The organism is Desulfobacteraceae bacterium, from assembly GCA_022340425.1.
In the GTDB taxonomy this organism is placed as follows: domain Bacteria; phylum Desulfobacterota; class Desulfobacteria; order Desulfobacterales; family JAABRJ01; genus JAABRJ01.
Genome location: JAJDNY010000133.1, coordinates 24,692 through 35,028, shown reverse-complemented (window position 1 = coordinate 35,028; position 10,337 = coordinate 24,692). Strand labels below are relative to the sequence as shown.

Sequence of the window (10,337 nt, the reverse complement as noted above, 5' to 3'; positions counted from 1 at the left end):
TCTCCAGCCGCTGCAAATCATAGGCTTCAGGTCCGCTTTGGGCCTTTGCATAGGTAACGCCGTTTTCGAGTTCTTCCCACTTGGTCGCCGGCATCAGGGGCTGCGCCGCCTTGGGGGCCTCGGCCGGGGCAGGCCGCGCTGCAGCCGCCCGGGCGGTGGGGCCCTCATCCCGGACGTCGCTTTCCGTCAACGCCTTTTGCCAGCCGGGCAGATTGGCGGCCTCAACCGGCCGGGGCGCAATCGCAGACTTCTCAAAGCGCAGGGTCAGCAGGTTGTCCTTTTGCTCGACAAAATACGGCACGTTTTCACGCAGCTCGATGGATATCAGCGAGCGGTCAGTCATCTCCTTGGTTTGAACCGGAAGGATCCGGTCCACGGCACTCTCAAAGCGTGTCGTGATCAGGGGGCGCTTGCGATGCGCCGGCAGACTGGTATTGAACAGGTTCAGATCGAGCTTTTTATCGCCGGCCTTGGCAATTTTGAACTTGACGGGTTGGGTGGTCCCGATGATGATGGCCGATCTACCGTCGGCTTCGCTTGAAAAGTCGACCCGGTTGACCCAGGCCGGCTCACCGGCGGCCACTGCAAGGGGCGCGGCGACGGGTCCTGCGGCTACGGCCGTCACGGGTTTGGCCGGATCGACCACCTGGATCATCAGCCCTTTATCACTCACCTTGGCGGAAAACCCTTTGAAATACTTCGGGTCGGTGTCCAGGACGATCCGCGTACGATCCGGATAACCCGCCACCCGGACCTGACTGATCAAGGGGGATTTGACCGCAAAGTGTTGCTCTTTATTGCCCGCGAGCGTGACTTTGGGCAGATCAAAAACCATTCGCGGCGGTGTTTCGATTGAAAATGTTTTGTAATCATCCACCGGCCCGTCAGCTTGGATCAATAGATCGACGCGATCTTTCCCGGGAACGATTTCAATTTGTTCAAATCGCCTGGCAGACCGGGCGGCCTCCGAAGCGGGCGCCGCGGCATAAACCGGGGCCGCAGCGGTCGCGGTTTTGCTGAACACCAAACGGAGGTTCTGGTCATCGGCGTCGACATCATAGCGCACATCCTTTTTCAGCAGGATTTCAACGCGCGCCGGAGTACCGCCGACATCTTTTCCGGCTACCCTGATGGAGGAAATGACCTCGTTGGGGGCGGGCGCCAAAACGGACGCCACCTGGTCCATCCGGGTTTCCGGAAAGTACAGCACCACCGCCAGCGGTTTCGCCTGTTTAATGGCGGTGTAGGCCAGCTTCTGATCGGCCGCCAGTGTTACCGTGACTGTCCCGCCCTCTTCGCTGGTGGTGATTTTTGAAATCGTCTGCTTCGCTGATGGGGCCTGCAACGCGTCCCCGGGAGTGTTGTTGGCCGTTTGGGTGGCGCAGCCGCAAAAAACCACCGCCAAAATTGCCGCACAGAGTCTCAGCGCCCGTTTCGAAAAGATGTTTGCCATTGGGTAGTTCATGTTGTCATTCTCCAGCAGGTTTCTGAAGTTTCAGTTCCTTGGGATCAACAAAAAAAGCTTTACCGTCTATGGTGCTGACGAGCGCCTCGAACTTCTTTCCATCGACATTGGCGAATTTTTTGCCCTCGGCCTCAAAGATCGAGAAATTTTTGCCCTCGACGTCGTAAATTGACTTTTCGTCGACCTCATGCACCGGCAGCAGGGGTTCGTAGACAACGATGCTGTCTTTGAGGATCTTTTCCAGACGCCCGCCGCGAGACCCCAGATAAACGCCCTTTTTAACGACGTACCCCTTTCCGTTGGACTCTTCGACGAGGGCCTTGTTGCCACTGTCCGCACGCAGGATACCCACCAGTTTGAGCTGGCTGAGATCCACCATTTCCAGCGGCGTCAACGGAATCCGCTGCTGCGCCCGCTGGGTCTTGACCGCCAGGGCTCCGGAGGCCGCCACCGGTTCTTCTCTGAAAAGCGGTGCGAAAGGATCGGTTTTGCCTTCCGGATTGTAGAGCTCGGCGGTTTCCAGGGTGTTGATTTCCAGTCCATCGGCTGTTTTGTCCAAGGTGATCGCACCTGGGCTGCCGGCCCCGGTGTCGGTCTGCGCCACCGCCACCGACCGGTTGTCGGCCTGGGCCACGACGATCTTCTTTTTGACCACCTCCGGGTTTCGGGCCGTTTTGGTGCGCGTTTCACAGCCCGTAAGGATCAGCAGCGAAAGGACGAAACAGGCGGAAGTCACTTTAATGGCGTGTTTTTTATCCATGGCTTATTTCTTCTTTTCGGATTTTTTGGACTTGGTGGCGTCGGGGGCCGTTTGCTGGGGCGCTTTTTCGACGAATTTGTAGGTGACAGCGGTGCATTTGGTGCTCAGGACGTTGGCCGGGACCGCCTGCGAACTGTTGGCCGAGGCCTTCCTGACCGTTTTGACATCCGAAATCGGTGTCATTTCGATGTCCTTGATGTCGACAATCCTGGAAAGACGGGATACCCGGTCAAAAAAGGACGCCACATTGTGATACTCGCCGGTCACGTTGATGGAAACCGGAATCTCGGCGTAAAAGTCCTTGAGAACTTCAGGGTTGGGCTGGAACAGAACGAAATCCAGACCGGAATCCTGACCGGACTGCGAGACCCCCGCCAGCAGGGAGGGAATATCCTCCTTTTCGGGAAGGGCTTTTTTGACCACCTGGAAGTGGGCTTCGACTTTGCGCTTTTCCTCCCGGAATTTCTCCAGGTTGGCCGCTTTCTGCTGGGCCGCGGTCAGCTTTTGATGGAGAAGGGTGTACTCCTTCTTCTGGGCATTCAGGGTCTTCAGCTTCGGGTAGTAGGAAAAATAGGTGAAGCCGCCCACAAGAATGGCGATGGTTCCGCAGACAACCAGAATCCGGTGCAGCTTCGATAAGTTTTCAAATTTTCCGAAAACCGGATCCAAGATCTGAATGGGATTGCGTGACTTTTTCATTGTTTTTTGGCCTCGCTGGTCACCGTGTTTTCTGCCGCCGCTTTGTTGCAGGTGATGATGAAACTCTTCAGATTCATTTCGTCCCGGATGGTCTTCTGATTGAGGGTCGACAAGTTTACGCTGGCAAACAGTTTGGATTTTTCCAGCTGGGTCATGAAATCCGCAACGGTGCGGTTGTCCAGGGCGACGCCCTTGATGTTGACCCCATCGCCCTTGGCCTCCAGATTGGTGAGCCACATGCGCTTGGGTATCACCAACTGGGTCAGGCTATCCAAAAGGAGAACCGGCCCTTTGCGATTGGATTTGAGGTTGGTGATCACGTCTATCTTTTTTTTGAGAACTTCCAGATCTTTTTGAATTTGGTCGACCTCTTTTGCCTGGACATCGAATTGCGCCAGGGCAGTTTTGGTCTCCTGGATCCGCGTCGACATCTTGCCGACCTTGCTGCCGAACATGAAACTCAAGTAGCCAAGCAGAATGACGCCCAGAAAAATCGAGAGCATGAAAATAGACGCCTGCTTGCGAACATTTTCCTTTTTGCGCGCCGCCCGAAATGGCAGTAGATTGATTCGTATCATTTGTCATTTACTCTTCTGTTAGCTAATCCCATGCAAATGGCTGCCTGGGGACCGATTTTTTCCAAATATGCCGGATCAAACTTCTCGTCGTCGACGTAGTAGCTGGCAAACGGGTTGATCGCCGTGACATCCGCCGAGGTTTCCACCGCCAGCAGATCCCTGAATTCGCCGATATTGGCCCCGCCACCGCTGAGAACGATCCGCTTGACATGATCGTCGGGGTAGGTGGAATAGAAAAAATCAAGCGCCCGCCTGATTTCTGTGCACCAGTCGGATACGATGGCCGAGGTGATCTCCCGCAGGTTCTCGGGTGAAATGCCCTCGGGCTGCTCACTGAGCTTGATATGCTCCGCCTCTTCAAAAGAGCACCCCAAAAGCGACACCATTTTTTGATTGATCTGGGCACATCCCAGGGAAACATCCCGCATGAAAACGGAGGTCTTGCCTTTCAGGATATTCAAGGAGGTCTTGCTTGCGCCAATATCGATCAGGGCCACGTTGTCCGGATTGTCCTGATGATTGATCTCGAAAATGTTTTGCAGCGCGAAGGCATCGATGTCGATGGTGCAAGGGTTCAGGCCGGCCATTTGAACCAGCTGAACGTAGTCGTTGATCATTTCCTTCTTGGCGGCGACCAGCAGCACGGCCATCTGGTTGGCGTTGTGTTCACTTTCCCCGATAATCTGGAAATCGAGATTGACATCGCTGATATCGAAGGGAATGTACTGTTCGGCCTCAAGGTGGATCGTCTCCTGGAGCTTTTCCTCCGTCATGGAGGGCACAAAGATTTTTTTGACGATTACGGAGTAGCCACCGATGGATATGGCAACATTCTGTTCGCTGACATTGTAGAGTTTGAAAAGCTCCCGAATGCTGTCCGCAACGGCTTTGGGGTCCCGCACGAGGCCTTCCTCAATGGCTCCCGGGGCGAGGTCGATCAGTCCGAACTTTTTCAAACTGGGACCTTTTTTGGTTTCCGCCAACTCGGCTACCTTGATGGATCTCGAGCCGATGTCCAGGCCGACAAGTTGATCTTTTTTCCCGAAAAACATAGTATTCTCTTTTAATCGCTAAAAATTTTGTCTTTGTCTTTGAGTTTGAAACCCAGTGCCAGGATGATTTTTCGCTTGGTCTCCATTCTACAGGCCATACCTTTTTCAATACGGCTGATGGTGATCGGTGAAACATGGGCGGTTCGGGCAAGTTCGGACTTACTCATCAGGAGGGATTCGCGGATTTCCTTAAGACAATTTTTGCCCGCTTCGAGGTTTTCTGTTTCTTGCATTCTTTGCGTTCCAGGGCGTGAATTGATTAAAACAGCCTCGCGCGCCAAGGCTGAAAGGAAAACGTCGCGCGCTTTAATGCGCCGGTGCCTGCCGTTGTCGTTGCCCGTAAAATCGCGGCCAAAGATAGCGGATTGTTTCTGGTACTAAGGTTATCGGAGACGCCTTTGGCAAACTTTAACATAACTTTCCCAGCTAGTTAGCATCCGCAAAATCAAGACCCGGAAGGACCTGCGCCGCTACATGTGGCAGAGCGGATCGCCTGGCCGCACCACATGATGTGGCAAATACCATTTCCGCGCCGGATGGGGCGGCCGAATGGCGGTGCTTTGGGGTGCGACGCGTTTCCAACGCCCGCGGCGGCGGGCCCTCCAGGCTGAAAACCGCACGTCCGCGCCCGGAACCGTGTCGGGCCTCAAAATTCACTTGCCTTTGACTATCAAAAGTTCTTAGATGAAAGCCTCTTGCACACAATCCAAAACGACATGGGAAGGTTCTGAAATCCCCGTCCTCTGAAGAAAAAACCAAACCGTTCAGGCTAGTCAAATACTTCACCTTTTCCAGTCTGATCGCGATTTTCCTCGGAACGCTTGTTTTGGCGGCCTTGAACACCCACTGGGCGCGCGCCAATCAACGCCAAAAGAGCGAAGACTATGCCCTCGCACTGGTGGAAAACCTCAACCATCAGGTCTTTTTGCAATTTGTGATTCCGGTGGCCCTCAAATACGGCAAAATCCAACTGCGAAACCCCGAGCAGTTTGATCGGATGGACAAGGTCGTGCGCAGCACCTTTCACAGCTTTAAGGTGGAAAGCGTTAATATTTTTGACAAAAACAATATCGTCGCCTATAGTTACGACAAGGATCTGATCGGTAAAAAGGACCTGGGAGGACCGGAGTACCGCTATGCCCTGGAGGGCCGCCCCACCTCCCGGCTGGTGCAGCGTGGGAATTTCCTGGAAATTTTCCTTGGAATTCCCAAAGAGAGCAAGATCATCACCTTTGCCGCGCTGCGGGCCGAAAAACCTCTCTCCCGAATTTCAGGGCCGGTCCTGGGGGTGGTTGAGATCGTTCAGGACCTTTCCGACGAGTACCGGACCTTTTTCAGGTTCCAGATGGGCGTTATTGTTTCCTCGGCGGTGGTGATGGGCGTTCTTTTTCTCTCGCTGCTTTTTGTCGTCAAGCGGGGCGAGGCCATCATCGAAAGCCGATCCCGGGAACGCCTGCGCTTGAAGGAGGAACTGAGCCGGGCGGAGCATCTCTCCTCGCTGGGCAAATTGACGGCCGGCATTTCCCATGAAATACGAAATCCCCTGGGAATTATTCAAAGCTCCGCCGAACATCTGCAGAAAAAAATGGCGCAGCTCGACCCCGAAAACCGGATTCCGCACATCATCGTCGAAGAAGCCGGCAGGCTGAACGATATCATCACCGACTTTCTCAACTACGCCAAGCCCAAGGACCCCAAAAGGGAGTCATGCCGGGTGGAGGACATCATCGAGAAAAACCTGACGTTTCTGGACGCGCAGCTGAAAGAGAAGGGCTATGCGGTGGAGAAACGCTATGACCCGCGTCTGGCCGCGATCCTCGCAGACGCCGACATGCTCTACCAGGCCTTTCTCAACATCCTGATCAACGCGATGCAGGCCATGCCCGATGGCGGTCGGCTGCAAATCACAACCGAAATGGACCGCCAACAGGCGCTGCTGCATTTCGACGACAGCGGCACGGGCATTGCGGAGGAGGTCAAGGAAAAGATCTGGAACCCGTTTTTCACCACCAAGGAAATGGGCACCGGCCTGGGTTTGGGGATCGTCAAGAACATCATCGAATCTCACGACGGCCATATCCGGATCGGCAATCGGCCGGAGGGCGGCACGCGGGTCACGGTGGCCCTGCCCCTGGGGCCGGAGTGAAGCCGCCCCCCAAAAACCAGCCTTGCGCCCATCGGATACCCGCGCCGACCCTTGAGACGGCAACGCCAACAACCAACCGACAACAGGTGGTTCGCTGATGGAAACCATTCTGATCGTTGATGATGAAAAAAATTACCTGACCATTCTCAGCACCGTCTTGGGGGAGGAGGGCTTTGAAACCCTGACGGCCGGCAGTGCGGAGAAAGCGCTGTCCACGCTGGAAAACTCGGATGTGGACCTGGTGCTGACGGACATGAAAATGCCCACGATGGATGGGATCGAGCTGCTGGAGCGGATCAAGGCGATCGATGCCGACCTGCCGGTGATCATGATGACGGCCCACGGCACGGTGGAAAAAGCGGTGGAGGCCATGCAGAAGGGCGCCTACACCTACCTTCAGAAACCCTTTGACAACGAGCGCATGGTGCTGCATGTGAAAAAGGCCGTCGCCATGTACCGGGTGATAAAGGAAAACCGCCATCTCCGGAGCGCTTTTGAGTCCCAGTACCGCTTCGGCAACATCATCGGCAAAAGCAAGGCGATGCGGGATGTTTTCCAGTTGATCCAAAAGGTGGCCCAGGCCACGGCAACCGTCCTGATCGAAGGCGAAAGCGGGACCGGCAAGGAGCTGGTGGCCAAATCGATCCACTACAACAGCCCCCGCGCCAAAAAGCCTTTTATTGCGGTCAACTGCTCGGCCCTGACCGAAAGCCTCATGGAAAGCGAGCTCTTCGGCCACGAGAAAGGGGCCTTTACCGGCGCGGTTTCAATGAAGAAGGGGCGTTTTGAGCTGGCCGATACAGGCACTCTTTTCTTGGATGAAATTGGAGAACTTTCCCCGAATTTACAGGTCAAACTGCTCCGGGTCCTGCAGGAAAAGGTTTTTGAACGGGTGGGGGGCGTCAAGCCGGTTGTGGTGGATATTCGCCTGATCGCTGCAACCAACAAGGAGCTGGAAAAGGAGGTCAAAGCCGGGCGTTTTCGCGAGGACCTCTTTTACCGTCTCAATGTTGTCCACATCGCCCTGCCCCCGCTGCGCAAACGCCAGGAGGATCTCCGGCTTCTGGTGGCGCACTTCATTGACAAGTACGCCGGCGAACGCAAGGCCGACGTCCCCATCAAGGGGTTGGATCCCGAAGTGGAGCGGCTCTTTTATGACTACAGTTGGCCGGGCAACGTGCGCCAGCTAGAGAACGTGATCGAGCGGGCGATGATCTTGTGTCCTAATGACGTCATTCGCGAAGCCGATCTGCCCCAGGACTTCAAAGACAACTTGACCACCACCATTTACCTGGACGGCATCCCGGCCAATTCCAAACTCAACGAAACCCTGACGATAGTCGAGAAGAAGATGATTCTGCGGGCGCTGAAAACAACCCACAACGTTCAGGCCCATGCGGCGGAATTGCTGGGGATCGGCAAGAGCGGATTGAATATGAAAATCAAAAAACTGGGATTGGAGGTCAAGTCGAAAGAGTAACCGGCCGGCACCGGGCCGCGCCCGGCGCAACGGCGGGGCATCGCGCCCGCGGGATCGTTTCAGCCCCCCCTCACTTCAGGCCGGCAGCCGCTTCGCGCGCCAAAGCATGGTAAATCGAATCCTCGTGGTCGGCAACAAGCCGGTCCAGCACCGCCAGCCGCTTTTCTTTTTCCCCCATCCCGTCATAAACCCGCGCCAGGCCGAAAAGGGCGTCATCTTTCATTAGAAAACGGTCTCCCTGAACGACCTGATCGAAATCCCGGGCTGCGCCGGCATATTCTTTTTTCGCCTCCTGGCAATAGGCCAGGCTGCTCAAAATGAGGCCTTGGATGGCCGGATCATTTTCGAAGGCGTTGATGTTTTGGCGGTAAAGCGCCATCGCGTCGTCGTAATCGCCGGCCCGGTAACCGATGTTGGCCAGGGTCACGGCGGCGCGTCTGGCGGCCTGGGTGCGGGGGAAATCGCTGATAAGCGCCTGGAAATCCTTTTCGACGGCCCGGTAGGCTTCCACGGCGGACTTTTCGGAGGCCAGGGTTTCGTAGCGCTCGAATAGCTGCGCCGACCGGGAGGAGGCCTTTTTCTCATTCTGGGCCGAAAAAAATTGGTAGCCGCTGACCGCGATCCCCACCGCCAACACGACCCCTAAAGCGACTGCCAACGGTTTTTTATGCCGGGCCGCGTATTGCAGCAGTTTGGCTGAATAGGTCAAAAACTCGTCCTGCTGGCTGAGGAGTTCCTTGCGGCTGATTTTTTTCTTCTTGGCCATGCCACCTCCAAATTGGGCAAATTTCTCTCAGATCCCCCAGCCGGGGGAGACTCACCAAACCAAATTGTCGTGGATCCAGCCTTTATCACCGTCGGCGTGCTGGATTTGAAGCCACTTATCCTTTTTGTCCAGAACCTTGAAGGGAATCCCGCGGTCGACGACAAAGACCACATCGTACTGGGTCCCGGGACCTGAACGGATATTGCAGTTATCGGCTTTGGTTATCACTGCCGGCACTTTCGCCAGCAGCGGCGCACTGATCCAGCCCCTGTCGCCTTCGAAATCCTTGAACTGATACCAGGATCCCGATTTTTTAACAATCTCCAGCGGGTGATATTTTTCCACTTTCCACAGCAGCTGGTGATCGCCGCCGGGTCCCGACCGAACGTTGGCAATGGGTACCGCCACACTGAGACGCTCGGCCAGCGCCGTGGCCGGCAGAAGGCTTAAAAGCAAGAGAACCGGCAACACCGGGCAAACCCCGGCGGTCCATTTCTCGAAAACCGTTTTCCGTTTTTGAAGAACACGCATCACCATAACGCTCTCCTTGATTGGCGGCACCAATTTTGACGGTTCCGCAAAAAGGCCAATTTCTGCGTTGCGCTGCATCTCGAAGTCGCTGCGGCGTGCAGCAGCACGCCTCACTCCTCGAGATTTGCGCGCCTTGGACTTGGCCTTTTTTCGAAACCGTCTGAATTTTTACTTTTTACCGTTTCATTAATTTTCCCATCCGGAAATCAGCGCCGGTTATGCCGATTGAAAAAAGACCAGATCCGGCAGTTTTACACAAGTCAGTTGGTGGCCGTAGACGGCGCCGGTGTCGATCCCGATCTTGTTGGCCTGCACCAGGGGCTCGGGAAACGGGGTATGCCCGAAAACAACCGGCTTGCCGAAATCGGCTTCCGAATAGATGAAGCGAGACCGAATCCAGAGCAGGTCGCGGGGGTCCTGCCGGTCCAGGGGCACCTTGGGCTTCAGGCCGGCATGCACGAAAATGTGGTTTTCGGTTTCATGGAACAGCCGCAGGCCCTTGAAAAAGGCCTGATGCCGCGGGGGAATCACAGGCGCCCGGGGGGTTTGGCGGTGACGCAGATAGCTGTCCAGGGTGGCTTGACCGCCGTTTATCAGAAAGGTCAGCTTATCGGGTCCGGCGAGGTAATCTTCCAACATCTGTTCATGGTTGCCCTTCAGAAAAACCACATCCTGAAGCGTGGTTTTCAGCCCCAGCAGGTATTCCACGACCTCAAAGGAGGCGGGCCCCCGATCGATATAGTCTCCAACAAAAACCAGCTGGTCCCGCTGGGGGTCGATGTCCAGTTGATCGATCAAGCCGCGCAGTTTGTCGGCACAGCCGTGGATGTCGCCGATGGCGTAGGTGTGGCGCGTCATGA

11 protein-coding genes are annotated in these 10,337 nt (G+C 55.5%); 2 read left to right on the top strand and 9 right to left on the bottom strand.

Annotated elements, in window-relative coordinates; translation table 11 throughout:
* The 6 genes from LJE63_11280 to LJE63_11255 form a co-directional block, all read right to left on the bottom strand.
* On the bottom strand, positions 1-1,465 hold a 1,465-nt coding region (locus LJE63_11280), incomplete at its 3' end, for an AMIN domain-containing protein (protein ID MCG6907188.1).
* 4 nt (positions 1,466-1,469) lie between these two features.
* The gene (locus LJE63_11275; protein ID MCG6907187.1) at positions 1,470-2,225 is read right to left on the bottom strand and encodes a pilus assembly protein PilP; all 756 of its coding nucleotides are present in this window, start codon (positions 2,223-2,225) and stop codon (positions 1,470-1,472) included.
* A gap of 3 nt (positions 2,226-2,228) precedes the next feature.
* Positions 2,229-2,924, bottom strand: a complete 696-nt coding sequence (locus tag LJE63_11270) for a type 4a pilus biogenesis protein PilO (GenBank protein MCG6907186.1) — start codon at positions 2,922-2,924, stop codon at positions 2,229-2,231.
* A complete protein-coding gene (locus tag LJE63_11265) occupies positions 2,921-3,502 on the bottom strand; it encodes a PilN domain-containing protein (protein ID MCG6907185.1) in 582 nt (193 codons plus the stop codon). Before LJE63_11265 ends, LJE63_11270 begins: the two co-directional genes overlap by 4 nt.
* Positions 3,499-4,554 carry a pilus assembly protein PilM gene (locus LJE63_11260; GenBank protein ID MCG6907184.1) on the bottom strand — a complete coding sequence of 352 codons (1,056 nt, stop codon included), beginning with the start codon at positions 4,552-4,554 and terminating at the stop codon, positions 3,499-3,501. Before LJE63_11260 ends, LJE63_11265 begins: the two co-directional genes overlap by 4 nt.
* Positions 4,555-4,565: 11 nt before the next feature.
* Positions 4,566-4,787, bottom strand: a complete 222-nt coding sequence (locus tag LJE63_11255; GenBank protein MCG6907183.1) for a helix-turn-helix transcriptional regulator — start codon at positions 4,785-4,787, stop codon at positions 4,566-4,568.
* Between the two features lie 593 nt (positions 4,788-5,380).
* On the opposite strand from LJE63_11255, the gene LJE63_11250 reads away from it, so the two are divergent.
* Positions 5,381-6,700 (top strand): two-component sensor histidine kinase, encoded by a 1,320-nt coding sequence (locus LJE63_11250; protein ID MCG6907182.1) that lies wholly within the window; start codon positions 5,381-5,383, stop codon positions 6,698-6,700.
* A gap of 97 nt (positions 6,701-6,797) precedes the next feature.
* Positions 6,798-8,180, top strand: coding sequence for a sigma-54 dependent transcriptional regulator (locus LJE63_11245; protein ID MCG6907181.1), 1,383 nt, complete (start codon positions 6,798-6,800; stop codon positions 8,178-8,180).
* A 70-nt stretch (positions 8,181-8,250) separates the two neighbouring features.
* On the opposite strand, the gene LJE63_11240 is transcribed toward LJE63_11245, so the two are convergent.
* From LJE63_11240 to LJE63_11230, 3 genes are all read right to left on the bottom strand, one after another.
* Complete coding sequence (locus LJE63_11240; protein ID MCG6907180.1) at positions 8,251-8,946, bottom strand: tetratricopeptide repeat protein; 696 nt, start codon at positions 8,944-8,946, stop codon at positions 8,251-8,253.
* 51 nt (positions 8,947-8,997) lie between these two features.
* The gene (locus LJE63_11235) at positions 8,998-9,555 is read right to left on the bottom strand and encodes an SH3 domain-containing protein (GenBank protein MCG6907179.1); all 558 of its coding nucleotides are present in this window, start codon (positions 9,553-9,555) and stop codon (positions 8,998-9,000) included.
* Between the two features lie 138 nt (positions 9,556-9,693).
* The gene (locus LJE63_11230; GenBank protein ID MCG6907178.1) at positions 9,694-10,335 is read right to left on the bottom strand and encodes a serine/threonine protein phosphatase; all 642 of its coding nucleotides are present in this window, start codon (positions 10,333-10,335) and stop codon (positions 9,694-9,696) included.
* Positions 10,336-10,337 lie beyond the last annotated feature (2 nt).

Bases quoted from the DNA above. Each gene is read 5' to 3' on its own strand.
- LJE63_11275 (MCG6907187.1), bottom strand. From the start codon at position 2,225: ATGGATAAAAAACACGCCATTAAAGTGACTTCCGCCTGTTTCGTCCTT.
- LJE63_11270 (MCG6907186.1), bottom strand. From the start codon at position 2,924: ATGAAAAAGTCACGCAATCCCATTCAGATCTTGGATCCGGTTTTCGGA.
- LJE63_11265 (MCG6907185.1), bottom strand. From the start codon at position 3,502: ATGATACGAATCAATCTACTGCCATTTCGGGCGGCGCGCAAAAAGGAA.
- LJE63_11260 (MCG6907184.1), bottom strand. From the start codon at position 4,554: ATGTTTTTCGGGAAAAAAGATCAACTTGTCGGCCTGGACATCGGCTCG.
- LJE63_11255 (MCG6907183.1), bottom strand. From the start codon at position 4,787: ATGCAAGAAACAGAAAACCTCGAAGCGGGCAAAAATTGTCTTAAGGAA.
- LJE63_11245 (MCG6907181.1), top strand. From the start codon at position 6,798: ATGGAAACCATTCTGATCGTTGATGATGAAAAAAATTACCTGACCATT.
- LJE63_11240 (MCG6907180.1), bottom strand. From the start codon at position 8,946: ATGGCCAAGAAGAAAAAAATCAGCCGCAAGGAACTCCTCAGCCAGCAG.
- LJE63_11235 (MCG6907179.1), bottom strand. From the start codon at position 9,555: ATGCAGCGCAACGCAGAAATTGGCCTTTTTGCGGAACCGTCAAAATTG.
- LJE63_11230 (MCG6907178.1), bottom strand. From the start codon at position 10,335: ATGACGCGCCACACCTACGCCATCGGCGACATCCACGGCTGTGCCGAC.